Annotated in this window: 23 protein-coding genes; 11 read left to right on the plus strand and 12 right to left on the minus strand. The window is 71.9% G+C overall.

Translation table 11 applies throughout. The features are described from left to right. Positions 1–311 precede the first annotated feature (311 nt). The 6 genes from ACWEJX_RS09170 to ACWEJX_RS09195 all read left to right on the plus strand — a co-directional run bounded on the left by ACWEJX_RS09170 (position 312) and on the right by ACWEJX_RS09195 (position 7,122). Positions 312–1,154, plus strand: coding sequence for a nitrilase-related carbon-nitrogen hydrolase (locus ACWEJX_RS09170; RefSeq protein ID WP_451606882.1), 843 nt, complete (start codon positions 312–314; stop codon positions 1,152–1,154). Continuing rightward, entirely contained in the window at positions 1,151–2,434 is a 1,284-nt protein-coding gene (locus tag ACWEJX_RS09175; protein WP_451606883.1) for an aspartate aminotransferase family protein, read from the plus strand. The genes ACWEJX_RS09170 and ACWEJX_RS09175 overlap by 4 nt, the downstream gene beginning before the upstream one ends. Before the next feature lie 34 nt (positions 2,435–2,468). Further along, entirely contained in the window at positions 2,469–3,872 is a 1,404-nt protein-coding gene (hydA, locus tag ACWEJX_RS09180) for a dihydropyrimidinase (RefSeq protein WP_451606884.1), read from the plus strand. 12 nt (positions 3,873–3,884) lie between these two features. Continuing rightward, entirely contained in the window at positions 3,885–4,886 is a 1,002-nt protein-coding gene (locus tag ACWEJX_RS09185) for a TIGR03842 family LLM class F420-dependent oxidoreductase (RefSeq protein ID WP_451606885.1), read from the plus strand. 14 nt (positions 4,887–4,900) lie between these two features. Further along, positions 4,901–6,439, plus strand: coding sequence for an NCS1 family nucleobase:cation symporter-1 (locus ACWEJX_RS09190; protein WP_451606886.1), 1,539 nt, complete (start codon positions 4,901–4,903; stop codon positions 6,437–6,439). 83 nt (positions 6,440–6,522) lie between these two features. Then, positions 6,523–7,122 (plus strand): methyltransferase domain-containing protein, encoded by a 600-nt coding sequence (locus tag ACWEJX_RS09195; RefSeq protein ID WP_451606887.1) that lies wholly within the window; start codon positions 6,523–6,525, stop codon positions 7,120–7,122. 10 nt (positions 7,123–7,132) lie between these two features. Here the strand turns inward: ACWEJX_RS09195 and ACWEJX_RS09200 are convergent, their stop codons facing one another. Beyond that, positions 7,133–8,020, minus strand: coding sequence for a hypothetical protein (locus ACWEJX_RS09200; RefSeq protein WP_451606888.1), 888 nt, complete (start codon positions 8,018–8,020; stop codon positions 7,133–7,135). Between the two features lie 33 nt (positions 8,021–8,053). Next, on the minus strand, positions 8,054–9,109 hold the full coding sequence (locus tag ACWEJX_RS09205; protein ID WP_451606889.1) for a lipoate--protein ligase family protein: 1,056 nt from the start codon (positions 9,107–9,109) through the stop codon (positions 8,054–8,056). A gap of 161 nt (positions 9,110–9,270) precedes the next feature. Here ACWEJX_RS09205 and ACWEJX_RS09210 point away from each other — a divergent pair, with 161 nt between their 5' ends. The 4 genes from ACWEJX_RS09210 to ACWEJX_RS09225 all read left to right on the plus strand — a co-directional run bounded on the left by ACWEJX_RS09210 (position 9,271) and on the right by ACWEJX_RS09225 (position 13,590). Continuing rightward, positions 9,271–10,692, plus strand: a complete 1,422-nt coding sequence (locus ACWEJX_RS09210) for a phytoene desaturase family protein (RefSeq protein WP_451606890.1) — start codon at positions 9,271–9,273, stop codon at positions 10,690–10,692. A 40-nt stretch (positions 10,693–10,732) separates the two neighbouring features. Further along, positions 10,733–11,257, plus strand: coding sequence for an O-acetyl-ADP-ribose deacetylase (locus tag ACWEJX_RS09215; protein WP_451606891.1), 525 nt, complete (start codon positions 10,733–10,735; stop codon positions 11,255–11,257). A gap of 347 nt (positions 11,258–11,604) precedes the next feature. Further along, the gene (locus ACWEJX_RS09220) at positions 11,605–13,080 is read left to right on the plus strand and encodes an AlkA N-terminal domain-containing protein (protein ID WP_451606892.1); all 1,476 of its coding nucleotides are present in this window, start codon (positions 11,605–11,607) and stop codon (positions 13,078–13,080) included. A 12-nt stretch (positions 13,081–13,092) separates the two neighbouring features. Next, complete coding sequence (locus tag ACWEJX_RS09225; RefSeq protein ID WP_451606893.1) at positions 13,093–13,590, plus strand: methylated-DNA--[protein]-cysteine S-methyltransferase; 498 nt, start codon at positions 13,093–13,095, stop codon at positions 13,588–13,590. Between the two features lie 21 nt (positions 13,591–13,611). On the opposite strand, the gene ACWEJX_RS09230 is transcribed toward ACWEJX_RS09225, so the two are convergent. The 4 genes from ACWEJX_RS09230 to ACWEJX_RS09245 form a co-directional block, all read right to left on the minus strand. Then, entirely contained in the window at positions 13,612–14,328 is a 717-nt protein-coding gene (locus tag ACWEJX_RS09230; protein WP_451606894.1) for an SIR2 family NAD-dependent protein deacylase, read from the minus strand. 130 nt (positions 14,329–14,458) lie between these two features. Then, entirely contained in the window at positions 14,459–14,950 is a 492-nt protein-coding gene (locus ACWEJX_RS09235) for an NUDIX domain-containing protein (protein WP_451606895.1), read from the minus strand. Continuing rightward, positions 14,947–16,020, minus strand: coding sequence for an ADP-ribosylglycohydrolase family protein (locus ACWEJX_RS09240; RefSeq protein WP_451606896.1), 1,074 nt, complete (start codon positions 16,018–16,020; stop codon positions 14,947–14,949). Before ACWEJX_RS09240 ends, ACWEJX_RS09235 begins: the two co-directional genes overlap by 4 nt. A 127-nt stretch (positions 16,021–16,147) precedes the next feature. Next, complete coding sequence (locus ACWEJX_RS09245; RefSeq protein ID WP_451606897.1) at positions 16,148–17,875, minus strand: BCCT family transporter; 1,728 nt, start codon at positions 17,873–17,875, stop codon at positions 16,148–16,150. Between the two features lie 112 nt (positions 17,876–17,987). On the opposite strand from ACWEJX_RS09245, the gene ACWEJX_RS09250 reads away from it, so the two are divergent. Continuing rightward, positions 17,988–19,139: a glycerate kinase gene (locus tag ACWEJX_RS09250; protein WP_451606898.1), complete on the plus strand. Its 1,152-nt coding sequence runs from the start codon at positions 17,988–17,990 to the stop codon at positions 19,137–19,139. A gap of 381 nt (positions 19,140–19,520) precedes the next feature. Here the strand turns inward: ACWEJX_RS09250 and pssA are convergent, their stop codons facing one another. The 6 genes from pssA to ACWEJX_RS09280 all read right to left on the minus strand — a co-directional run bounded on the left by pssA (position 19,521) and on the right by ACWEJX_RS09280 (position 25,942). Beyond that, on the minus strand, positions 19,521–20,396 hold the full coding sequence (gene pssA, locus ACWEJX_RS09255; RefSeq protein WP_403790197.1) for a CDP-diacylglycerol--serine O-phosphatidyltransferase: 876 nt from the start codon (positions 20,394–20,396) through the stop codon (positions 19,521–19,523). Further along, entirely contained in the window at positions 20,389–21,045 is a 657-nt protein-coding gene (locus ACWEJX_RS09260; RefSeq protein WP_451606899.1) for a phosphatidylserine decarboxylase, read from the minus strand. The genes pssA and ACWEJX_RS09260 overlap by 8 nt, the downstream gene beginning before the upstream one ends. A gap of 169 nt (positions 21,046–21,214) precedes the next feature. Continuing rightward, positions 21,215–22,420, minus strand: coding sequence for an acyl-CoA dehydrogenase family protein (locus tag ACWEJX_RS09265; RefSeq protein ID WP_384419701.1), 1,206 nt, complete (start codon positions 22,418–22,420; stop codon positions 21,215–21,217). 2 nt (positions 22,421–22,422) lie between these two features. Continuing rightward, positions 22,423–22,935 carry a MaoC family dehydratase gene (locus tag ACWEJX_RS09270; RefSeq protein ID WP_451606900.1) on the minus strand — a complete coding sequence of 171 codons (513 nt, stop codon included), beginning with the start codon at positions 22,933–22,935 and terminating at the stop codon, positions 22,423–22,425. Positions 22,936–22,940: 5 nt separating this feature from the next. Then, positions 22,941–23,909 (minus strand): HpcH/HpaI aldolase/citrate lyase family protein, encoded by a 969-nt coding sequence (locus ACWEJX_RS09275; protein WP_451606901.1) that lies wholly within the window; start codon positions 23,907–23,909, stop codon positions 22,941–22,943. Then, complete coding sequence (locus ACWEJX_RS09280; RefSeq protein ID WP_451606902.1) at positions 23,906–25,942, minus strand: protein meaA; 2,037 nt, start codon at positions 25,940–25,942, stop codon at positions 23,906–23,908. The genes ACWEJX_RS09275 and ACWEJX_RS09280 overlap by 4 nt, the downstream gene beginning before the upstream one ends. Positions 25,943–25,961: the final 19 nt, after the last annotated feature.

Here is a 25,961-nt window from a genome sequence, read left to right on the forward strand (position 1 = left end):
GGTCATCACCGGGCCGGTAAGCCCGCCTCCCCGCGCGCGCCTTGGGAGACGACCGACGCCGCCCGCCGGTGCACCCCCGGTCCGCCCGCCCGGCGGGGCGCCCCGCAGCGCGGACCGGTACGGCAAGATCGACATGTACCCGGACGTGTCGTTACGTGTCCGACGTCGACCACTCGGGTATGAAACATGATCGACTCCGCTGCTTCACGGCAGTGGTCTTGCTCCGGGCTGTGACGGGGCTTACGTTCTCCTCCTACGCATCGCGTCTACGTGCGTAGAGGCTCTCTGACGCCGTGCCGAAGGAGCAGCTCATGACCGACGTCGTACGCGCCGCGCTCGTCCAGGCGACCTGGACCGGCGACACCGAATCCATGATCGCCAAGCATGAGGAACACGCCCGCGAGGCGGCCCGGCAGGGGGCGAAGGTCATCGGGTTCCAGGAGGTGTTCAACGCCCCGTACTTCTGCCAGGTGCAGGAGGCCGAGCACTACCGCTGGGCCGAGCCCGTGCCCGACGGACCCACCGTGCAGCGGATGCGGGCGCTCGCCCGGGAGACCGGGATGGTGATCGTGGTGCCCGTCTTCGAGGTCGAGGGCGCCGGCTTCTACTACAACACCGCCGCCGTCATCGACGCCGACGGCTCCTACCTCGGCAAGTACCGCAAGCACCACATCCCCCAGGTCAAGGGATTCTGGGAGAAGTACTACTTCCGCCCCGGCAACCTCGGCTGGCCCGTCTTCGACACCGCCGTCGGCAAGGTCGGCGTCTACATCTGCTACGACCGCCACTTCCCCGAGGGCTGGCGCCAACTCGGCCTCAACGGAGCACAGTTGGTCTACAACCCGTCGGCCACCCACCGCGGTCTCTCCTCCTACCTCTGGCAGCTGGAACAGCCCGCCGCCGCCGTCGCCAACGAGTACTACGTCGCCGCCATCAACCGCGTCGGCATCGAGGAGTACGGCGACAACGACTTCTACGGCACCAGCTACTTCGTCGACCCGCGCGGCCAGTTCGTCGGCGACGTCGCCTCCGACAAGGAGGAGGAACTCGTCGTCCGCGACCTCGACTTCGGCCTCATCGAACAGGTCCGGCAGCAATGGGCGTTCTACCGGGACCGCCGCCCCGACGCGTACGACGGGCTGGTGCGGCCGTGAGCAACCTGTACGACCGCCACCGCGCCGTCATCCCCGACTGGGTGGCCCTCTACTACCGGCACCCCATCGAGCTCACCCACGGCGAGGGCCGCCACGTCTGGGACGCCGACGGCAACCGCTACCTCGACTTCTTCGGCGGCATCCTCACCACCATGACCGCCCACGCGCTGCCCGAGGTCACCAAGGCGGTCGCCGAACAGGCCGGGCGGATCATCCACTCCTCCACCCTCTACCTCAACCGGCCCATGGTGGAGCTCGCCGAACGGATCGCCGCCCTCTCCGGCATCCCCGACGCCCGCGTCTTCTTCACCACCTCCGGCACCGAGGCCAACGACACCGCCCTGCTGCTCGCCACCGCCTACACCGGCTCCAACCAGCTCCTGGCGATGCGCAACAGCTACCACGGGCGCTCGTTCTCGACCGTCGGCGTCACCGGCAACCGCGGCTGGTCCCCGACCAGCCTCTCCCCGCTCCAGACGCTCTACGTGCACGGCGGCGTCCGCAGCCGCGGCCCGTACGCCGGGCTCACCGACGAGCGGTTCATCGAGGCGTGCGTCGCCGACCTGGAGGACGTGCTCGGCCAGACCCGCGCCGGCGTCGCCGCGCTCATCGCCGAACCCATCCAGGGCGTCGGCGGCTTCACCTCCCCGCCCGACGGCCTCTACGCCGCCTTCCGCCGGGTCCTCGACCGGCACGGCATCCTGTGGATCGCCGACGAGGTGCAGACCGGCTGGGGCCGCACCGGCGAGCACTTCTGGGGCTGGCAGGCGCACGGCCAGGCCGGACCGCCCGACATCCTCACCTTCGCCAAGGGCATCGGCAACGGCATGTCCATCGGCGGCGTCGTCGCCCGCGCCGAGATCATGAACAGCCTCGACGCCAACTCCATCTCCACCTTCGGCGGCTCGCCGGTCACCATGGCCGCCGGGCTCGCCAACCTCACGTACCTCCTCGACCACGACCTCCAGGGCAACGCCCGCCGGGTCGGCGGCCTGCTCATCGAACGGCTCAGGGCCGCGACCGCCGGCGTCGACGCCGTACGCGAGGTGCGCGGCCGCGGACTGATGATCGGCATCGAGCTGACCGAGCCCGGCACGGACCGGGCGAACCCGGACGCCGCTGCCGCCGTCCTGGAGGCCACCCGCGCGAACGGGCTGCTCATCGGCAAGGGCGGCGGCCACAACACCAGCGCCCTGCGCATCGCGCCGCCGCTCTCGCTCACCGTCGCCGAGGCCGAGGAAGGCGCCGCGATCCTCGAACAGGCCCTCAGGAACCTCTAGTTCACGATCCCTCTACCTTTCGGGGAGTAGTCCCGTGAGCACCCGAACCCTCATCCGCGGCGGCCTCGTCATCACCGCCGCCGACGAGACCCACGCCGACGTGCTGATCGAGGACGGGCGGATCGTCGCCCTCGCCGCCCACGGCTCCGACATCGCCGCCGGCTGGACCGCCGACCGCACGATCGACGCCACCGACCGCTACGTCATCCCGGGCGGCGTCGACGCCCACACCCACATGGAACTCCCCTTCGGCGGCACCTTCGCCTCCGACACCTTCGAGACCGGCACCCGGGCCGCCGCCTGGGGCGGCACCACCACCATCGTCGACTTCGCCGTGCAGAGCGTCGGCCACACCCTCCGGGAAGGGCTCGACGCCTGGTACGCCAAGGCCGACGGCAACTGCGCCGTCGACTACGGCTTCCACATGATCCTCTCCGACGTCAACGAGCAGACGCTCAAGGAGATGGACCGGCTCGTCCAGGAGGGCATCTCCTCGTTCAAGCTGTTCATGGCCTATCCCGGGGTCTTTTACAGCGACGACGGACAGATCCTGCGGGCCATGCAGCAGGGCGCCGCCAACGGCGGGCTGATCATGATGCACGCCGAGAACGGCATCGCCATCGACGTCCTCGTGGAGCAGGCCCTGGCCCGCGGCGAGACCGACCCCCGCTACCACGGCGAGGTCCGCAAGGCGCTCCTGGAGGCCGAGGCCACCCACCGGGCGATCCAGCTGTCCCGGGTGGCGGGCGCTCCGCTGTACGTCGTGCACGTGTCGGCCGAGGAGGCCGTCGCCGAGCTCGCCGCCGCCCGCGACAAGGGCCTGCCGGTCTTCGGCGAGACCTGCCCGCAGTACCTGTTCCTGTCCACCGACAACCTCGCCGAGCCGGACTTCGAGGGCGCCAAGTACGTCTGCTCCACGCCGCTGCGGCCCAAGGAGCACCAGGCGGCCCTGTGGCGGGGCCTGCGCACCAACGACCTCCAGGTCGTCTCCACCGACCACTGCCCCTTCTGCTTCGTCGGCCAGAAGGAGCTCGGCCGCGGCGACTTCTCCAAGATCCCGAACGGCCTGCCGGGCGTCGAGAACCGCATGGACCTGCTCCACCAGGCCGTCGTCGACGGGCACATCTCCCGCCGCCGCTGGATCGAGATCGCCTGCGCCACCCCGGCCCGGATGTTCGGCCTCTACCCGCAGAAGGGCACCATCGCGCCCGGCGCCGACGCGGACGTCGTCGTCTACGACCCGCACGCCACCCAGACCCTGTCCGCGGCCACCCACCACATGAACGTCGACTACTCGGCGTACGAGGGGAAGACGGTCACCGGCCAGGTCGAGACCGTCCTCTCCCGCGGCGAACCCGTCATCGAGCAGCGCAAGTTCACCGGCCGCGCCGGCCACGGCAGCTTCGTCCCCCGCTCCACCTGCCAGTACCTGAACTAGGAGGCCACCGAAGTGGACTTCGGACTCGTCCTGCAGACCGACCCGCCCGCCTCGCAGGTCGTCGGCCTGATGCGCCGCGCGGAGCGCAACGGCTTCCGCTACGGCTGGACCTTCGACTCCGCCGTGCTCTGGCAGGAGCCCTTCGTCATCTACAGCCAGATCCTCGAACACACCACCAAGCTCCACGTCGGCCCCATGGTCACCAACCCGGGCACGCGCACCTGGGAGGTGACCGCCTCCACCTTCGCCACCCTCAACGACATGTTCGGCAACCGGACCGTCTGCGGCATCGGCCGCGGCGACTCCGCCATGCGCGTCGCCGGCCGCAGGCCCAACACCCTGGCCCGGCTCGGCGAGGCGATCGACGTCATCCGCGATCTGGCGGAGGGCCGCGAGGCCGTCGTCGACGGCAACCCGATCCGCATCCCCTGGGTGAAGGACGGCAGGCTGCCGGTCTGGATGGCCGCCTACGGGCCCAGGGCGCTCGCCCTCGCCGGACAGAAGGCCGACGGCTTCATCCTCCAGCTCGCCGACCCGTTCCTCACCGAGTGGATGGTCAAGGCGGTCCGCCAGGCCGCGGCCGACGCCGGCCGCGACCCCGACGCCCTCACCATCTGCGTCGCCGCCCCCGCGTACGTCGGGGACGACCTGGCGCACGCGCGGGACCAGTGCCGCTGGTTCGGCGGCATGGTCGGCAACCACGTCGCCGACCTGGTGGCCAAGTACGGCGAGCACTCGGGGATGGTCCCGGACGAGCTCACCGCGTACATCAAGGACCGGCACGGCTACGACTACAGCCACCACGGCCGCGCCGACAACCCGTCCACCGACTTCGTCCCCGACGAGATCGTCGACCGCTTCTGCCTGCTCGGCCCCGCCGAGGCCCACATCGAGAAGCTCCGGCACCTCCGCGACCTGGGCGTCGACCAGTTCGCCGTCTACAACATGCACGACAACCGCGAAGGCACCATCGACGCCTACGGCTCCGAGATCATCCCCGCGCTCCACGCCTGAAGGGTCCCGTCGCCATGACCGCCACCACACCCGCGGAAAGACCCCGGATACCCGACGGCCGCGTCGAGCTCCAGCCCGGCGCGGCCGGCGCCGACCCCCGCTTCGTCAACGACGACCTGCTCCCCGTCCCCCTCGCGCGGCGCCGCTGGACCACGTACAACTTCGCGGCCCTCTGGGTCGGCATGGCCCACAACATCCCGTCCTGGCTGCTCGCCTCCGGGCTCGTCGCCCTCGGCATGGACTGGCTCCAGGCCGTCCTGACCATCGCCCTCGCCAATCTCGTCGTGCTCGTGCCGATGCTGCTCACCGGGCACGCCGGACCCAAGTACGGCATCCCCTTCCCGGTCCTCGCCCGCGCCTCCTTCGGACTGCGCGGCGCCAACCTGCCGGCGCTCGTACGGGCCGGGGTGGCCTGCGCCTGGTTCGGCATCCAGACCTGGATCGGCGGCCAGGGCATCTTCGTCCTGCTCGACAAGGCCTTCGGCGGCCACTGGGCCGGGGCCCGGGAGGTCGGCGGTCAGCCGTGGACGCTCTGGCTCTGTTTCGGCCTCTTCTGGGCCCTGGAGCTCGCCATCATCCACCGGGGCATGGATGCCCTGCGCCGCTTCGAGAACTGGGCCGCGCCCTTCGTCATCGTCGGCGCGCTGGTACTCCTCGGGTGGGTCGCGGTCAAGGCCGGCGGCTTCGGCCCACTCCTCGATCAGCCGTCCAGACTGGGCTGGGGGGACGATTTCTGGCCAGTCTTCTTCCCCGCCCTCATGGGCATGATCGCCTTCTGGGCCACGCTCAGCCTCAACATCCCCGACTTCACCCGCTTCGGCGCCGGACAGCGCGCCCAGGTGTGGGGTCAGGCCCTCGGTCTGCCCACCACCATGACGCTCTTCGCGCTGCTCTCGGTCCTGGTCACGTCCGGCTCGCAGGCCGTGTACGGGGCACCCGTCTGGGACCCGGTCGCGCTCGCCGCCAGGACCGACAACGTCTTCGGGCTGCTCTTCGCCCTGGTCACCGTACTGGTCGCGACCCTGTCGGTGAACATCGCGGCGAACGTCGTCTCACCCGCGTACGACCTCGCCAACCTCGCCCCGCGACTCGTCGACTTCCGCCGGGGCGCCCTGGTCACCGGCGTCGTCGGGGTCCTGATCATGCCGTGGAAGCTGACCTCCACGCCCGAGCTGTACATCTTCACCTGGCTCGGCCTGGTCGGCGGACTGCTCGGTACGGTCGCGGGCATCCTCATCGCCGACTACTGGCTGGTGCGGCGCACCGTCCTCGACCTCGGTGGTCTCTACCGGGCCGACGGGCCCTACTGGTACCGGGGCGGCTGGAACCCGGCGGCCGTGCTGGCCTTCGCGGTCGGCGGCCTCCTGGCGGTCGGCGGCTCCCACTCGGCGCCCGGCACCGGGCCCTTCCCCGCGGACGGGCTGATCCCCGTCCTGAAGCCGCTCGCCGACTACGGCTGGGCCGTGGGCCTCGCCGCCTCGCTGCTGCTCTACACGGCCCTGATGGCGGGGCGGCGGACCGCGCGCGGCGGCGGCCGGGAATCAATGCGCTGATCTTTACCGGGCACTCTCCATGGCATAGCCTCGGCGGACGCGCGGCACAAGCGCGCGGCACGAGCAAGAGCAGAAGGCGGTCGATGATGTCCGGCACGGAATCCTCCGACTACACCCAGCGCCTGGCCCGGCTGGAGAACTCGGGGATCAAGCGACTGCTGCCCACCCAGGCCCCCTACCGCTGGAACCTGAAGCGGCTCGGCCTCGGACGCGTGCTCGACATCGGCTGCGGCCTCGGCCGCAACCTGCTCAACTGCGGCCCCGACAGCGTGGGCGTCGACCACAACGCCAGCTCCGTCGCCGTCTGCCGCGAGCGCGGCCTCACCGCCTACACCCCGGACGAGCTCGCCGCCGCCCCCGACTGCGGCCCCGGCTCCTTCGACAGCCTGCTCTGCGCCCACGTCCTGGAGCACATGGACGAGACGCTCGGCAACTCCGTCCTGGAGCAGTACCTGCCGCTGGTGAAGCCCGGCGGCCACGTCGTGCTGATCTGTCCCCAGGAAGCCGGCTACAAGACCGACGCCACCCACGTCCGCTTCGTCGACTTCGACGGCCTGCGCGCCCACGCCGAAAAGCTCGGCCTCACCGTCGACCGCACCTACTCCTTCCCCTTCGCCCGCTCCGTCGGCAAGGCGTTCCCCTACAACGAGTTCATCCTCGTCGCCCGCACCCCGGCGGCCTGACCCGCCGCGCTCACGGCAGCGGCGCCGGGCCCCACCCGGGCACCTGCGCGGCCACGGCCCGCTCCCAGCCGGCCACGCCCCCGGCCACGGGCCACGCCCGGGTGATCTCCGGCGTCCGCTCGATCGCCCGCAGCGCCTTCGCGAGCGCCTGCCCCGCCACCGCCCGGCGCACCCCGTCGAGCGGACCGTCGCCGAGCGCGGCCATGCGGTACGCGTACTCCTCGACCGGCCGGGCGGCGCACAGCGCCACGTAGGCGGCGTCGACGGCCCGTGACAGCAGGAGCACCTCGGGCCGGCCGCCCTCGGCGAGGGCCGCGACGAGCCGGTCGTGCCCGTCGAGCACGACCGGCGAGTTCAGCCCGCTGATCCACCACAGCAGTACGGGCGGCAGCACGCCCTCGCGGTACTGGCGCCGGTACGCCCTGACCCGCGCCGCCCCCGGATCGGACAGCGCCCGCAGCGGCAGCAGATCGCGGGCGTCCTCCGCCGGGTCGCCGTAACCGAACCAGGTGAGATGGCCCCGGTCGGGATCGTGCGCGAGGAGCTTGGCCCAGTTGCCGTCCACGAACCAGCCCGGAGTCATCGGGCCCAGGTTCCAGTCGCCCTCGTGCAGCGGCCCTTCGGCCGCGACGCGCAGCTGCGCCTCCGCGTACGCGGCCCAGCGCTCCGTCCAGGCGTCCGAGCCGGGCGCGGCGCACGCGGCGACGGCGCGCGCCGTGCCGGCCCGCAGGGGCGCGAGCGGGGAGGCGTAGCGCCCGGTCCGGGCGTAGTGGACCCCGCGGTGGCTCGCGCGCTGGCGGGCGAAGAGCACGGGCCGGTCGCCCTGCGTCAGGACGAGCCGGCCGCCGTCCGCGCACTCCATGCGCAGGCCGGGCCGCACGGGCTGTTCGATCCGCATGGGCGGAGCCTACGAGACGCCGCGAAGCCCCGGTCAGGGCACCCGGGCGGTCCACTCGGGCGACGAGAACTTCGTCTCGGCCAGCTCCTTGGCGAGGGCCAGCTCCTCCTCCGTGACGCGGCCCTCCGTCAGGCCGTAGCGGTCACGGAAGGAGGCGATCATGCGGTCGATGACGGCCTCGCGCGGCAGGCCGGTCTGGCGGCGGAGGGGGTCGACGCGCTTCTTGGCGCTCTTGGTGCCCTTGTCGGAGAGCTTCTCGCGGCCGATGCGCAGCACCTCGGTCATCTTGTCGGCGTCGATGTCGTACGCCATCGTCACGTGGTGCAGCACGGCGCCCGCGCCCGCGACCATGCGCTTCTGGGCCGCGCCGGCGATCTTGCCGGCGTCCGTGGCGATGTCGTTCAGCGGCTGGTACCACGCCTTGACCCCCATGTCGCCGAGGGCGCCGAGCACCCAGTCGTCGAGATAGGCGTAGCTGTCGGTGAACGACAGGCCCTGGACCAGGGCGTCCGGGACCGACAGGGAGTACGTGATGGTGTTGCCCGGCTCGATGAACATCGCGCCGCCCCCGCTGATCCGGCGCACCACCTCGATGCCGTGCCGCTCGGCGGCCTCCGGGTCCACCTCGTTGCGCAGCGACTGGAAACTGCCGATGACGACGGCCGGGGAGCCCCACTCCCAGACCCGCAGGGTCGGCGGCCGGCGGCCGGCCGCGACCTCTGCGGTCAGGACCTCGTCCAGGGCCATGTGCAGGGCGGGGGACTGCGGCGGCTCGTGGATCAGCTGCCAGTCGTAGTCGGTCCAGTCGGTGGCGTGCGCGAGCGCCCGGCGCACCGCGACCCCGATGCCCTCCGTGGTCAGGCCGAACATCTCCGTGCCCGGCGGCAGCGCCTGGTCGATCCGGGCCGCGAGACCGGCCGCGTCCGTGTCGGCGGGCGCGCCCTCCAGGGCCCCGTCGATCGCCAGGATCGCCTCGTCCGGTTCCAGGAAGAAGTCGCCCGCGACCCGCACCCGGCGCAGCACGCCGTCCGCCACGTCCAGGTCGACCACGACCAGCTTGCCGCCCGGGACCTTGTACTCGCCGTGCACCGGATCCGCCCTCCCAGCCTGTCAGGGGTCCCCAGTAAGGGGTGAAGCCGTCCAAAGGGTACTCCGCGCCCTGGCCGGTCCCCGAGGGTGGACGAGGGGGCGCCGGGGGCCCGGCCTATCCTGGAAACCAGTGATCGCCGGACGACATGAGGAGTCCTCAGGTGACGTCGATGCTCGATGCCGTGGTCGTGGGGGCGGGACCCAACGGGCTGACCGCCGCCGCCGAACTCGCCCGCCGTGGCTTCTCCGTGGCCGTCTTCGAAGCGAAACCCACCGTGGGCGGCGGCGCCCGCACCGAGGAGCTGACCCTCCCGGGCTTCCGGCACGACCCCTGCTCCGCCGTGCACCCGCTCGGCATCGGCTCACCGGTCTTCAACTCGATGCCGCTGGACCGCTACGGCCTGGAATGGCTGCACCCCGCGCTGCCGATGGCCCACCCCTGGGACGACGGCACCGCGGCCGTTCTCGCCCGTTCCGTCGCCGAGACCGCCGCCTCCTTCGGCCCGCGCGACGCCGGCACCTACCGGCGGCTCGTCACCCCGTTCGTACCCCGCTGGGACAGCCTCGTCCGCGACTTCATGCAGCTGCCGCTCACCGCGCTGCCCCGCGACCCGGTCACCCTCGCCCGCTTCGGATTCGCCGGACTGCCGCCCGCCACCTGGATGTTGAGGCGTTTCCGCGGCGAGAAGGCGCGGGCCCTGTTCGCCGGGCTCGTCGGCCATGTCATCGCCCCGCTCGACGGCATCGCCACCGGTGCCGTCGGCCTGGTCTTCGCGCTCGCCGCGCACGCGGTGGGCTGGCCGATGCCGCGTGGCGGCTCGCAGTCGATCTCCGACGCCCTCGCCGCGTACCTGAAGGACCTCGGCGGCGCCGTGCACACCGACTTCGAGGTCAAGCGGCTCGACGACCTCCCGCCGGCCCGCGCGTACGTCTTCGACACCTCGCCCACCGCGCTCGCCCGGATCGCCGGGCTCGGCTCCTTCTACGACGGCTACCGCTACGGCGCCAGCGCGTTCAAGATCGACTATGCGCTCTCCGGGCCCGTGCCGTGGACCGCAGAGGCCGCCCGCCGGGCCGGCACCGTGCAGGTCGGGCCCACCATGGGCGAGATCGGCACCGCACTGAACCAGGCGTCCTCCGGCACCGCCCCCGACACCCCGTTCCTCATCACCGCCCAGCCCAGCCTGGTCGATCCCGGCCGCGCCCCCGAGGGCAAGCACGTCTTCTGGGCCTACGGTCACGTCCCCAACGGCTGGCGCGGCGACCTCACCGACGCCATCGAGCGGCAGATCGAGCGCTTCGCGCCCGGCTTCCGCGACCTGATCCTCGCCCGCGCCACCGCCGGCCCGCCCGAACTCGCCGAGCGCAACGCCAACTACATCGGCGGCGACATCGCCTGCGGCGCCGCCCGCGGCCTCCAACTGCTGCTGCGCCCCCGGCTCTCCCTCTTCCCCTACAGCACCCCGCACCCGGCGGTCTTCCTCTGCTCCTCCGCCACCCCGCCCGGTCCCGGCGTGCACGGAATGTCCGGGCACAACGCGGCCAAGGCGGTCTGGCGGCGGCTGCGCACGCCCGGGGCGTAATTCCCGTGCGGTGCCGTGGCGGCGGCGCGAGGATGGCGGCATGAGCACCGCGCAGCCCGCCATCGTCCTCGTCCGCGGCGACATCACCCACCAGGACACGGACGTCATCGTGAACGCCGCCAACTCCTCCCTCCTCGGCGGCGGGGGAGTGGACGGCGCCATCCACCGGCGCGGCGGGCCGGCGATCCTGGAGGACTGCCGCAGGCTCCGCGCCGGCCACTACGGGCGCGGCCTGCCGACCGGACAGGCCGTCGCCACCACCGCCGGCGCGCTCGCCGCCCGCTGGGTCGTCCACACCGTCGGCCCGGTGCACAGCCGCGAGGAGGACCGCTCGGCGCTCCTCGCCTCCTGCTACCACGAATCCCTGCGCGTCGCCGACGAGTTGGGCGCGGAGACCGTCGCCTTCCCGGCCGTCTCGACGGGTGTCTACGGCTGGCCGATGGACGACGGCGCCCGGATCGCCGTGGAGACGGTCCGTGCGGCGCGGACGACCTCGGTGCGGCAGGTGCGTTTCGTCCTGTACGACGCGGCCGCGTACGCCGCCTTCGAGGCCGCGCTCGGCTAGCTCGGCTAGCGGGCGAGGCGGCCGTACCCCGGTCGGTCCGCGGGTCGTCGCCGTGCCCGGGCCGGCCCGGCCCGCCACCGCCCTGCACGGCGCGGCGCGCTGTGCCCCGGCCTCGACGCCACCGGGCGGCCGGCGTCCTCTTCGCCCTGGTCCCGCCGCACGCCCACCACCTTTCGCTCCGCCCGGCGGGCACATGCCCGGGCCCTGTCGCCTACCCGCTCCGCCCGGCGGCGTCCGGTCCCGCCGCGCTCACCGCGTCCGTTTCCGCGCCTCTCGCTCCCCCTCCCCGCACGTCGATGTCGTTTTCTCGCCAGCCGTCCCCCTCCGGGATCACCCATCCTGGAGCCATGCACACCGACACCGAGCGCTGCGTCCGGGCCGTCCAGTCGAAGGACGCCCGCTTCGACGGCGTCTTCTTCACCGCCGTCCGCACCACTCGGATCTACTGCCGGCCCAGCTGCCCGGCGGTGCCGCCCAAGCCCGAGAACATGGAGTTCCACCCCACCGCCGCCTCCTGCCAGCGGGCCGGGTTCCGGGCCTGCAAGCGCTGTCGGCCCGACACCAGCCCCGGCTCGCCCGCCTGGGACGCCCGCGCCGACTCCGTCGCCCGCGCCATGCGGCTCATCAGGGACGGCATCGTCGACCGGGAGGGCGTCCCCGGGCTCGCCACGCGGCTCGGCTACTCGACCCGGCAGATCGAGCGCCAGCTGCTCGCCGAGCTCGGCGCCGGGCCGCTGGCCCTCGCCCGCGCCCAGCGGGCCCAGACCGCGCGGCTGCTCATCGAGACCACCCCGCTGCCCATGGCCCAGATCGCCTTCGCCGCCGGCTTCGCCTCGATCCGCACCTTCAACGACACCGTCCGCGAGGTCTTCGCGCTCACCCCGGGCGACCTGCGTGCCCGCGCCGCCCGCACCGGTTCCGTACCGGCCGCCCCCTCCGGGGCGATCACCCTGCGGCTGCCGTTCCGCACGCCCCTCAACCCCTCCAACCTCTTCGGCCACCTCGCCGCCACCGCCGTCCCCGGCGTGGAGGAGTGGCGCGACGGCGCCTACCGCAGGACGCTGAGCCTCCCGTACGGGCACGGCATCGTCGCCCTCGCCCCGCGCGCCGACCACGTCCTGTGCCGGCTCTCGCTCACCGACCCGCGCGACCTCACGCTCGCCATCAACCGCTGCCGCCGGCTGCTCGACCTCGACGCCGACCCCGTCGCCGTCGACGAACAGCTGCGGGCCGACCCGCTGCTCGCGCCGCTCGTCGACGCGGGTCCCGGGCGGCGGGTGCCGCGGACCGTGGACGCCGCCGAGTTCGCCGTCCGGGCGGTGCTCGGCCAGCAGGTGTCCACGGCCGCCGCGCGCACCCACGCGGCCCGGCTGGTCGCCGCGCACGGCGTGCCCGTCGAGGATCCGGAAGGCGGCCTCACCCACCTCTTCCCGACCCCCGAGGCGCTCGCCGGCCTCGACCCGGAGAGCCTCGCCCTGCCGCGCAGCCGCCGCACCACCCTGCTCACCCTCGTCACCGCGCTCGCCGACGGCAGCCTCGCCCTCGGCCCCGAGAGCGACTGGGACGAGGCCCGCGAGCGGCTGCGCGCGCTGCCCGGCTTCGGCCCCTGGACCACCGAGGTCATCGCGATGCGGGCGCTCGGCGACCCCGACGCCTTCCTCCCCGGCGACCTCGGCGTGCGCCGCGCCGCCCAGGGCCTCGGCCTGCCCGCCGGGCCCGCCGCGCTCACCTCCCGGGCCGCCCGGTGGCGGCCCTGGCGGGCCTACGCCGTCCAGTACCTCTGGGCCACCGACACCCACCCGATCAACCACCTCCCCGCGTAAGGACCTCCGCTCATGCCCACCGTGCAGCACACGGTCGTGGACAGCCCCTACGACCTGCTGACCCTGGTCGCCGTCGACGGCGTCCTGAGCCGCATGTACATGACCGACCAGCGGCACCGCCCGCCGGAGGAGACCTTCGGCACCCCCGACCCGCGCCCCTTCACCGAGGCGGTGCGCCAGCTCGACGCCTACTTCGCGGGCGAACTCACCGAGTTCGACCTGCCGTTGAAGCTCGTCGGCACCCCGTTCCAGCTCCGCGTCTGGGAACAGCTCCGGCTCATCCCGTACGGGGAGACCCGCACGTACGGCGAACTCGCCGAGGCCCTCGGCAACCCCGGCGCCTCGCGCGCCGTCGGCCTCGCCAACGGCAAGAACCCGCTCACCATCATCGTCCCCTGCCACCGGGTGATCGGGGCCGGCGGCAACCTCACCGGCTACGGCGGCGGCCTTGACCGCAAGAAGCGCCTGCTCGCCTTCGAAGCGGGCGCCCGCGACGACGCCCTCTTCTAGGACTTATAGGACCTATAGGGCCTAGCGCAGACTGTCGAGGAGGGCGGGCAGCGCCGTGCCGATCGGCTCGCGGACGATCTCGTCCGCGACCGGGTCGTACGGCGTCGGCTCGGCGTTCACGATGATCAGCCGCGCCCCGTGCTCCGCCGCGATTCCGGCGAGCGAGGCCGCGGGCTGCACCTGGAGGCTCGTACCGACCGCGATGAAGACCTCTGTGGCCTTCGCGATCGACATCGCCTCGCCGAGCACCCGCGGATCGAGCCGCTGCCCGAACATCACCGTCGCCGACTTCAGGATCCCGCCGCACGCCAGGCACGCCGGATCCGCCTCACCGGCCCGCACCCGGTCCAGCGCCTCCTCCATCGGCGAGCGGGCATGGCACGCCGTGCACACCACCGTCCGCGCGGAGCCGTGCAGTTCGAGCACCTTCCGCTCCGGCACCCCGGCCAGCTGATGCAGCCCGTCCACGTTCTGCGTGATGACCCGCAGCGCGTTCCCGCTCTTCTCGTACGCGGCGATCGCCTCGTGCGCCGCGTTCGGCCGCGCCCTGAGGACCGGCCCGTCCAGGCGCATCCGCCACGACCGGCGGCGGATCTCGGGGTCGGCCATGTACGGCCCGTAGGTGACGAGCCGCTCGGCCTCAGGGTCCTTCCGCCACAAGCCGTTGGGCCCCCGGTAGTCGGGAATGCCCGAGTCGGTGGAGATACCGGCACCACTGAGGATCGCGACCATGGTCATACCGCGAGCCTAGGTCGGCCCACGGACCTCCCGCGAGCCGATTTACCCGGCGGTCGGCACGGCTGCCCACCGCGCGGCCCGGTCGGTGTGCGGCTTGCTCACCGTGCGGCCCGCTCACCGCACCGGCCGGTCACCGTACCGGTCGGCCGTTCTCCAGCTCCGCCGGGCCGCGGCCGGCCGCCAGGGCGTCCAGGGCAGCCGTCACCCGCAGGCCCAGACCCGCCAGGAGGTAGCGCGGCAGCTCCGCCGGCTCCACCAGCTTCCAGGAGATCAGCTCCGCCTCCTGGAGGCGGATCGCGGCGAACTGCTCGTCGGTGAGGACACCGCCGTCGAAGAGGTACGCCACGAGCGGCGGGCGGTCCGGGCCGTGCGACCAGTCGACCGCGAGCAGCGCGCCGAGCTCCAGGTCCAGGCCAATCTCCTCGGCCGTCTCGCGGCGGGCGGCCTGGCGCGGGGTCTCGCCCGTGTCGGACTCGATCGTGCCGCCCGGAAGCGCCCAGCCCTCCCGGTAGTTCGGCTCGACGACGAGGACCCGGCCGGCCCGGTCCCGGAAGAGGGCGGCGGCACCGGCCAGGACCCGGGGCAGGCTCGCGATGTACGTGGCGTAGTCAGAGGTCGTCATCCCGTCAGGGTAGCCAGCCGCACCGTCCGCTCGGCCAGCTCGCTGATCCTCGCCCGGTCGAAACCGGCGACCGCGCTGCGCACCCGGTCCGCCAGCGGCTCCGACCACTGCGCCGGGATGGCCGCCGCCCCGCACAGCACGCCCGCGACCGAACCGGCCGTCGCCCCGTTGGAGTCGGTGTCCAGGCCGCCGCGCACGGTGAGCGCGATCGTGCGGGTGAAGTCGCCCTCCCCGTACAGCAGTCCGGCCGTCAGCACGGCCGCGTTCGGGATCGTGTGGATCCAGCCCAGCCCGCCCGTCTCCTTCGCCAGCTCGGCGAGCGCCTCCGACCAGTCGACGCCCGCCTCGTGCAGCGCCATCGTGTGCCGCACGGTCCGGGCGAGCCGGCAGCTCGCCGGGATCCGCTCCAGGGCGGCCGCCACCGCCGTGCGCGCGTCGGGCGCGGTGAAGGCCGCGGCCACGAGCGCGGCCGCCCACATCGCCCCGTACACCCCGTTCCCGGTGTGCGAGAGCACCGCGTCCCGGCGGGCCAGCGACGCGGCGCGGCGCGGATCGCCGGGCGAGGTCCAGCCGTACACGTCCGCCCTGATCAGCGCGCCGATCCACTCCTGGTACGGGTTGTCGAAGGTGGCGGTGAGCGGCGGCTTCAGCCCGTTGGCCAGATTGCGGTAGGCCACCCGCTCGGCGGTGAACGTCTGGAGGTACGGCAGCCGGAGCAGCCACTGCTCGCCCACCTGCTCGGTGGTGAACGAGAAGCCGCGGGTCTCCAGGAGGTGCAGGCCCAGGATCGTGTAGTCGATGTCGTCGTCCCGGCAGCTGCCGTGGATCCGGCCGCGCACGCACTGCGGCCACTCCGGCCGCAGCTCGAAGCCGTCCGCGCCGGCGGCCGGCGGCGCGGGCAGATAGTCGGTGAGCGGCAGCGCGCCGGTCAGCCGCAGATAGGCGTCGATCCGCTCCCGCGTCCAGTGCTCGCCGCTCTCCACCGGCTTGCCGAGCATGTTCCCGGCGATCCGCCCGGTCCAGCCGCCGAGGATCCGGTCGGCGAGTTCGCTGTGCTTGAGCAGGCCCATGCCTCCGGTGTACCGAATGCGACGCCGGGCCGCGCGCCGACGCACCGCCGCCGGGCCCGTCCGGGTCGCCCCGACCGGGCGGCGTGTGACGCACCGCGGCCAGCCGCGGCCGCCGGGCCCGTCCGGGTCAGCCCTCGTCGCCATCGGTGTCCGCGGCCCCGGTGGTCGCGCGGCCGGCCGGCTGGGCGGGCGGTCGGGCGTCGGCGTCGCGTGCGGGCCGCTCCCCGCCCCGCTCCCGTTCCGCGATCGCCTCGCCCACCATCGCCCGTACCGCGTCCCGTACCCCGTGCAACGCGTGCTGCCGGGTCGGACCCGCCCCCGGGTCCGTGCGCAGCTCCTTCCACAGCGCCCAGCACAGGCCCAGCATCACGAGCACGAACGGCAGCGCCACCAGGATCGTCGCCGTCTGCAGCGACTTCAGACCGCCCGCGACGAGCAGGACGGCGGCCACCGCGGCCATCAGGACGCCCCAGGTGACCACCAGCCAGGTCGGCGGGTGCAGCGCGCCGCGGCTGGTCAGCGAGCCCATCACCAGCGAGGCCGAGTCGGCGCTGGTCACGAAGTACGTCATCACGAGGAGCATCGCCAGGTACGAGGTGAGCGTGCCCAGCGGCAGCGCGTCCAGCATCGCGAACAGTGACGCCTCCACCCCGTTCTTCACCGCGCCCGCCATGTCCGCCGCGCCCGTCGAGTCGAGCCGGATCGCGGTGCCGCCCATCACGCAGAACCAGAGCACCGTCGCGCCCGAGGGCACGAGCAGCACCCCGACCAGGAACTCGCGGACGGTCCGGCCGCGCGAGATCCGGGCGATGAAGGTGCCCACGAACGGCGCCCAGGACAGCCACCACGCCCAGTAGAAGATGGTCCAGGCGCCCAGCCAGCTCCGGTCCGTGAAGGCGCCGGTGCGGCTCGCCATCGGCAGCAGCTGGTGCAGATAGCCGCCGAGGGACGCCGGGATCGTGTCGAGGACGTAGACGGTCGGCCCGAGCAGGAAGACGAAGACCATCATCGCGGCGGCGAGCACGATGTTCAGCGTGGACAGCCACTTCACGCCCTTGTGCAGGCCGGAGAAGGCGGAGAGCACGAAGGCCGCCGACAGCGACACGATGATGATCAGCTGGGTGGCCGTGGAGTTCTCGACGTCCATGGTGATGTTCAGGCCCTCCGCCACCTGCAGCGCGCCCAGCCCCAGGCTGGTCGCGGTGCCGAAGACGGTCGCGAAGACGGCCAGCAGATCGATCGCCTTCCCCGGCCAGGAGCGCGCCCGGCGCTCGCCCATCAGCGGGACGAAGGCGGCGCTGAGCGTGTTGCCGCGGCCCTTGCGGAAGCCCGCGTAGGCGAGCGCGAGGCCGGCGATGCCGTAGATCGCCCACGGGGTCAGCGTCCAGTGGAAGAACGAGTACTCGAGCGCGGTGCGGGCCGCGGCGCCCGACCGCGGCTCGACGCCGCTCGCCGGGGGCGGGCTCAGATAGTGCTGGAGCGGCTCCCCGACCCCGTAGAACATCAGGCCGATGCCCATCCCCGCGCTGAACATCATCGCGATCCACGCGAGGTTCGTGAACTCCGGCTCCGAGTCGTCGGCGCCGAGCCGGATCCGGCCGAAGCGGCTCAGCGCGATCACCACGCACAGTGCCAGGAAGACGTCCGCGGCCGTCACGAAAAGCCAGGCGAAGTTGTCCAGGACCCAGCGCAGCGCCGAGGAGGAGGCGGTGTCGAAGGAGTCCTTTCCGAGCGCCGCCCAGCACACGACGGCGACGACGGCGGCCATCCCGATCCCGATGACCTTCCCGTCCGGGCGGTTTTCGTCCGGGCGGGAACTTCGTCCCGGGATTTGATCGATCAGTTCCGTGCTCATATGGCCCCACTATGGTGCGGAATATCGCGTTATCAGGGGGTGGCACGCCGTCTTCCGGTACGGATAAGGTCGGCCTCGGCGCGACTGCCTGTTCGAAAGCAAGGGATGCAAGGTGACGGACGGAGCAGTAACTGAGGTCGCACGCGTGCTCGTCGCGGCCGACAAGTTCAAGGGCTCGCTCACGGCCGTACAGGTCGCGGAGCGGGTCACAGCAGGTCTGCGACGGGTCGTCCCGGAGCTCGAAGTGGAGACGCTGCCCGTCGCGGACGGCGGCGACGGCACCGTGGCCGCGGCCGTGGCGGCCGGGTTCGAACGGCGCGAGGTGACCGTGACCGGGCCGCTCGGCGAGCCCGTCACGGCGGCGTTCGCGCTGCGCGGGACCACGGCCGTGGTGGAGATGGCGGAGGCGTCCGGCCTCCAGCTGCTGCCGGCCGGGGTGTTCGCCCCGCTCACCGCCACCACGTACGGCTCCGGCGAGCTGCTGCGCGCGGCGCTCGACGCCGGGGCCACCACGATCGTCTTCGGCGTGGGCGGCAGCGCCACCACCGACGGCGGCGCGGGCATGCTCGCCGCGCTCGGCGCCGTGTTCCTGGACGCCGCGGGCGAGCCCGTCGGCCCGGGCGGCGGCGCACTCGCGCAGCTGGCCACCGCCGACCTGTCCGGCGTCGACCCGCGCCTGGCCGACGTCGACCTCGTCCTCGCCAGCGACGTGGACAACCCGCTGACCGGCCCCAAGGGCTGCGCGGCCGTCTACGGCCCGCAGAAGGGCGCCAGCCCGGAGGACGTCGAGACCCTCGACGCCGCCCTCGCGCACTACGCGGAGGTCCTGGAGCAGGCCATCGGAGCCAAGGCCGCCGAGCTGGCCGCTTCGCCCGGCGCGGGCGGCGCGGGCGGCATCGGCTACGGCGCGCTGCTGATCGGCGCGAGCTTCCGGCCCGGCATCGAGCTGATGCTGGAGGTCCTCGGCTTCGCCCCGGCCCTGGAGCGGGCCACCCTCGTCATCACCGGCGAGGGCTCGCTCGACGAGCAGACCCTGCACGGCAAGGCCCCGGCGGGCGTCGCCGCGGCGGCCCGCGCGGCCGGCAAGGACGTCGTCGCCGTCTGCGGACGGCTCCTGCTGGCGCCGGAGGCCCTGGGCGCCGCCGGCATCCGCCGGGCGTACCCGCTGACCGACCTGGAGCCCGACCCGGCGAAGTCGATCCCGAACGCGGGGCCGCTCCTGGAGCAGGTGGCGTCGAACGTGGCGCGCGACTTCCTGTCGTAGGCGCGCAGGGGGCGCGGCGCGGGGCGCGGCGCGGGGCGCGGCAGGGGGCGCGGGGAGGCCCGGTGGTGGGCGCGCGAGGGCCGTTCCGGTGACCGCATTCGGGACTGCATGATTTACGGCGCGGAGGACGTGCTTTCACCGGCGCGCGCCCTTGTTTCCGCGCCACAAATCACGCTTTACGTCCCGAACGCGGCCCCCTCCACGGCCCCCGCTCCCGTCCGTCGGGCGGCCGCGGCTCCGGCCGCGCAGGGGCAGCGGGGCGGGGGCGGTTCCGTCGGGCGGCCGCGGCTTCGCTGGGGTCGGGGGATGGGCCCGTGTCCTGCTCACGGCAAACGAAAGGGCCCCGGACGCTGTCGCGTCCGGGGCCCTTTCTCGTATCGCCTATCGCAGCTGTGCCGCCTGCGCCTCGCGCGCCTCGCGGCTCTCGCGCCGGTTGTCGCGGAAGGTGTTCACTCGTCGGGCCGTCGCGAAGAGGGGGATCACGGCGCCCAGGACCACCTGGAGGGCGCAGCCGGCCTGGAGCAGGAACTGTCCGCCGGGGGCGTCGAACGCCCACGCGGCCAGCATCGCCATCGCTCCGACGATCCAGCTGAGCATGGCCGCGGCGAGCACACCCCGCGGCTTCGGGTACTCCACCCGGCTCACCATCAGCCACGCCGTGCCGATGATCGCGAGCAGGGTCGGGATGAACGGCAGCTCGAGCAGGATGATCGAGACGACCGTCAGCGCGCCGAAGGGGCTCGGCATGCCCTGGAACATGCCGTCCTTCATCGTCACGCACGAGAACCTCGCGAGCCGCAGCACCACCGCGAGCAGCACCACGATCGCGGCCACGGCCGAGACCTTCTGCTGTGCGTCGTCCGCGACCATGCCGTAGACGAGCACGAAGTACGCCGGGGCCAGACCGAAGCTGATCAGGTCCGACAGGTTGTCGAGCTCGGCGCCCATCGGCGAGCTGCGGAGCTTGCGCGCCACGATGCCGTCGAACAGGTCGAAGATCGCCGCGGCCAGCATCAGGATCACGGCGGTGGCGGCGCTGTTGCGCGCCATGCCGGTCTCGCCGCTGCCGGTGAGGTGCGGGATGAGGATGCCGGTGGTGGTGAAGTACACCGCCATGAAGCCACAGGTGGCGTTACCGAGCGTGAGGGCGTCCGCTATGGACAGCCTCAACGACAGCGGCATCTCCTCGGCCTCGTCGGCGGCCTCCGCCGCCGTCTCGGCGGCCCAGTCGGCCGCCCGTGTGTCGGGATCAATCACGGTCAATGCGAGTCACCCCCGCGGTCGTGGCCTGACCGACCTCGACGGCGACCTCGACACCCTCCGGGAGGTAGATGTCGACCCGCGAACCGAAGCGGATCAGGCCGATCCGGTCACCCTGCTCGACCTTCGTCCCCTGCGGGATGTACGGCACGATCCGCCGCGCCACGGCGCCCGCGATCTGCACCATCTCGACGTCGCCGAGCTCGGTGTCGAAGTGCCAGACAACGCGCTCGTTGTTCTCGCTCTCCTTGTTGAACGCCGGCACGAAGCCGCCGGGGACGTGTTCCACGGACGTCACCGTGCCCGCCAGGGGCGCGCGGTTGACGTGGACGTTCAGCGGGCTCATGAAGATGGCGACCCGGGTGCGGCCGTCCTTCCACGGCATGATGCTCTGCACCACACCGTCGGCGGGCGAGATGACCCGGCCCTGAGCGATCTCCCGCTCGGGGTCGCGGAAGAACCACAGCATGCCGGCCGCGAGAGCGGTGGCCGGCACGGCGACGGCCCGGGCGCGCTTCGACTTGCCCGCGCGCGCGAGGCTGAGCGCCGCGGTGGCGACGGTCGGCAGAAGCCACGGCGATGCTCCGCGTGCGATGCGTACGCCCTTGAGGCTGTCGCGGTGTGCAGAGGTTTGGCTGTGGGGCATGGATGACCTTCGTAGCGGATGATGCCGCACTGGCAACGGGGGACGGCGGCTTTCGGGCGATGCTATCGGTTGCGGGCCGCAACTGGGCAAGCCAGAAGCCGAGTCGGCGGCCGGAAGACGAACACGGGGTGTGATCTTCTTCGCGGCCAAACCGACCCAAATGCGACAATCAACCCTGGAATCGGTACTCCTCGAGCAGCCGACGACCGATGATCATTTTCTGGATCTCGGCGGTACCTTCGCCGATCAGCAGCATCGGCGCCTCGCGGTAGAGGCGCTCGATCTCGTACTCCTTGGAGAACCCGTATCCGCCGTGAATGCGGAAGGCGTCCTCGACGACCTCCTTGCAGTATTCGGAGGCGAGGTACTTCGCCATCCCTGCTTCGAGGTCGTTTCGTTCCCCGGAGTCCTTTTTGCGTGCTGCGTTCACCATCATGGCATGAGCGGCCTCGACCTTGGTAGCCATCTCGGCGAGCTTGAACTGAATCGCCTGGTGCTGGGCGATCGGCTTACCGAAAGTGTGACGCTGCTGGGCATACTGGACACCCAGTTCGAAGGCACGCTGCGCGACGCCGCAACCACGGGCCGCCACGTTCACTCGGCCGACCTCGACGCCGTCCATCATTTGGTAAAACCCTCGGCCGGTGACCCCGCCCAGGACGCGATTGGCCGGAATGCGCAGTCCGTCCATGATGAGTTCGGTCGTGTCGACGCCCTTGTAACCCATCTTCTCGATCTTGCCGGGAATGGTGAGGCCGGGACGGACCTCGCCGAAACCGGGCTCCTTCTCGACGAGGAAGGTCGTCATCGACTTGTGCGGGGCGGTGCCCTCCGGGTGGCCTTCGTCACTTCGGACGAGAACGGCGACCAGCGTTGACGTGCCACCGTTCGTCAGCCACATCTTCTGGCCGTTCAGGACGTACTCGTCGCCGTCCTTCACCGCCTTCGACGTGATTGCCGACACGTCCGAGCCGAGACCCGGCTCCGACATCGAGAACGCGCCGCGCACCTCGCCGGCCGCCATCCGCGGAAGGAAGTACTCCTTCTGCTCCTGGGTGCCGTGCTGCTTCAGCATGTACGCCACGATGAAGTGCGTGTTGATGATGCCGGACACCGACATCCAGCCGCGCGCGATCTCCTCCACGCACAGCGCGTAGGTGAGCAGCGACTCACCGAGACCGCCGTACTCCTCGGGGATCATCAGACCGAAGACGCCGAGCTCCTTGAGCCCGTCCACGATCTGCTGCGGGTACTCGTCACGGTGCTCCAGCTCCGTCGCGACCGGGATGATCTCCTTGTCCACGAAGTCGCGGACGGTGGAGAGGATCTCCTGCTGGACGTCGGTCAGACCGTGGGTCTGGGCGAGTCGCGCCATGACTACTTCTCCTGCTGCTTGAGTTCGGGGCGGCCGGGCTGCTCGCCGCCGCGCGCGTCGATGTACTCGGCGGTCGGGACCATCACCTTGCGGCGGAAGACGCACACCAGGGTGCCGTCCTGCTTGTAGCCCTTGGTCTCGACGTAGACGATGCCGCGGTCGCTCTTCGACTTCGACGGCGTCTTGTCGAGGACCGTGGTCTCGCCGTAGATGGTGTCGCCGTGGAAGGTCGGCGCCACGTGCCGCAGCGACTCGATCTCCAGGTTGGCGATCGCCTTTCCGGAGACGTCCGGCACGGACATGCCGAGCAGCAGCGAGTAGATGTAGTTGCCGACGACGACGTTCTTCTTGAAGTCCGTCGTGTTCTCCGCGTAATTCACGTCCATGTGAAGCGGGTGGTGGTTCATCGTCAGCAGACAGAAGAGATGGTCGTCGTACTCGGTGACCGTCTTTCCGGGCCAGTGCTTGTAGACGGCGCCGATCTCGAACTCTTCGTAGGTGCGGCCGAACTGCATGGAACTCAGGCCTCCGGGATCTCGAACTTGGTGGTGCGCTGCATGCCGGCGGCCCGGCCCTTGCCGGAGATGACCAGCGCCATCTTGCGGCTGGCCTCGTCGATCATCTCGTCGCCGAGCATCGCGGAGCCCTTCTTCCCGCCGGCCTCGGACGTGTAGTAGTCGTACGCGTCGAGGATCAGCTCGGCGTGGTCGAAGTCCTCCTGCGAGGGCGAGAAGATCTCGTTCGCCGCGGCGACCTGGTCCGGGTGCAGCACCCACTTGCCGTCGAAGCCGAGGGCGGCGGCGCGCTGCGCGACGGCCTTGTAGCCCTCCTGGTTGCGGATCTGGAGGTACGGGCCGTCGATCGCCTGCAGGTTGTTGGCGCGGGCGGCCATCAGGATGCTCATCAGGATGTGGTGGTAGGCGTCCGCCGGGTAGCCGGGCGGCTGCTCGCCGACGACCAGCGACTTCATGTTGATGGAGGCCATGAAGTCGGCCGGGCCGAAGATGATCGTCTCGACGCGCTGCGAGGCCTGGGCGATCGCGTTCACGTTGACGAGGCCCTGGGCGTTCTCGATCTGCGCCTCGATGCCGATCTTGCCGACCTCGAAGCCCATGGTCTTCTCGATCTGGGTGAGCAGCAGGTCGAGCGCGACGATCTGCTCGGCGTTCTGCACCTTCGGCAGCATGATGCAGTCGAGGTTCTGGCCGGCGCCCTCGACGACGGTGACGACGTCACGGTACGTCCAGTGGGTCGTCCAGTCGTTGACCCGCACGACCCGCGTCTTACCGGTCCAGTCGCCCTCGTTGAGGAACTTCACGATGGTGTGCCGGGCCTCAGGCTTGGCCAGCGGCGCGCACGCGTCCTCCAGGTCCAGGAAGACCTGGTCGGCCGCGAGACCCTGGGCCTTCTCCAGGAAGCGCGGGTTGGAGCCGGGGACCGCCAGGCAGGAGCGGCGCGGACGAAGCCGGTTCACGGGGGTGATGGTCATGCGGGGACCTCCGTACTTTCGAGGGGGCTGAGCTGGTTGGCTTTCCGGATCTCGTCGACGATACGTCCGATGATCCCGGTGATACCGAAGTCCTTCGGGGTGAAGACGGCGGCCACACCGGCCGCCCGGAGCTCCTCGGCGTCGGCGTTCGGGATGATCCCGCCGACGACGACCGGGATGTCGGCGGCGCCGGCGTCCTTGAGGCGGTCCAGGACGTCCGGCACGAGCTGGGCGTGCGAGCCGGACAGGATCGACAGGCCGACCGCGTGCACGTCCTCCTCCAGGGCCGCGTCCACGATCTGCTCGGGCGTCAGCCGGATGCCCTGGTAGACCACCTCGAACCCGGCGTCACGGGCCCGTACGGCGATCTGCTCGGCTCCGTTGGAGTGCCCGTCCAGGCCCGGCTTGCCGACCAGGAAGCGCAGCTTGCCGACGCCCAGGTCCTGCGCCGTGCGCTCGACCTTGGCGCGCACCTCGGCGAGCGGGGAGCCCGCCTCGGCCGGTACGGCCACCGGCGCGGACGACACCCCGGTCGGGGCGCGGAACTCGCCGAAGACCTCGCGCAGCGCCCCGGCCCACTCGCCGGTCGTGACGCCCGCGCGGGCGCACTCCAGGGTGGCCTCCATCAGGTTGCCGGTGCCCTTCGCGGCCTCCTTCAGCCGCTCCAGGGCCTTGCACGGCCGCGGGTGGTTGAACGGCGGCTGGTAGCGGGTGTCGCGCCAGGTCTTCAGGGCGGACACGACGCGGGCCTCGACGGCCGGGTCGACCGTCTGGATCGCGGTGTCCAGGTCGGCGGTGAGCGGGTTCGGCTCGGTCGTCTCGAAGATGTTGACGCCGACGATCTTGTCCTCGCCGGACTCGATCCGGGCCCGCCGCTCGGCGTGCGAGGAGACCAGCTGCGCCTTGAGGTAGCCGGACTCGACGGCGGCCATCGCGCCGCCCATCTCCTGGATCCGCTCGATCTCGGCCAGGCACTCGGTGACCAGGGCGTCGACCTTGGCCTCGATGACGTGCGAGCCGGCGAAGATGTCCTCGTACTCCAGCAGGTCGGACTCGTGGGCGAGCACCTGCTGGATGCGCAGCGACCACTGCTGGTCCCAGGGGCGCGGCAGGCCGAGCGCCTCGTTCCACGCCGGGAGCTGCACGGCGCGGGCGCGGGCGTCCTTGGAGAGGGTGACGGCCAGCATCTCCAGGACGATGCGCTGGACGTTGTTCTCCGGCTGCGCCTCGGTCAGGCCGAGCGAGTTGACCTGCACGCCGTAGCGGAAGCGGCGCTGCTTGGGGTCCTCGATGCCGTACCGCTCGCGGGTGACGGTGTCCCAGATGCGGCCGAAGGCGCGCATCTTGCACATCTCCTCGATGAAGCGGACGCCCGCGTTCACGAAGAAGGAGATGCGGGCGACGACCTCGCCGAACCGCTCCTGAGGGACCTGCCCGGAGTCCCGGACGGCGTCGAGGACGGCGATGGCCGTGGACATCGCGTACGCGATCTCCTGGACCGGCGTGGCCCCCGCCTCCTGCAGGTGGTAGCTGCAGATGTTGATCGGGTTCCACTTCGGCATGTGGTTCACCGTGTAGGCGATCATGTCCGTCGTCAGCCGCAGCGACGGGCCGGGCGGGAAGACGTGCGTCCCGCGCGACAGGTACTCCTTCACGATGTCGTTCTGCGTGGTGCCCTGGAGCTTGGTGACGTCCGCGCCCTGCTCCTCGGCGACCACCTGGTAGAGCGCGAGCAGCCACATGGCGGTGGCGTTGATGGTCATGGAGGTGTTCATCTGCTCCAGGGGGATGTCCTGGAACAGCCGCCGCATGTCACCGAGGTGCGAGACGGGCACGCCGACCCGGCCGACCTCGCCGCGGGCGAGGACGTGGTCGGGGTCGTAGCCGGTCTGCGTGGGCAGGTCGAACGCGACCGAGAGGCCGGTCTGGCCCTTGGCGAGGTTCCGCCGGTAGAGCTCGTTCGACGCCTCGGCGGTGGAGTGACCGGCGTAGGTCCGCATGAGCCACGGCCGGTCCTTCTGACGCTCTGTCATCTGTGGTCCCGGGGTCGGT

The sequence above is a fragment of the Streptomyces sp. NPDC004788 genome (genome assembly GCF_053601115.1).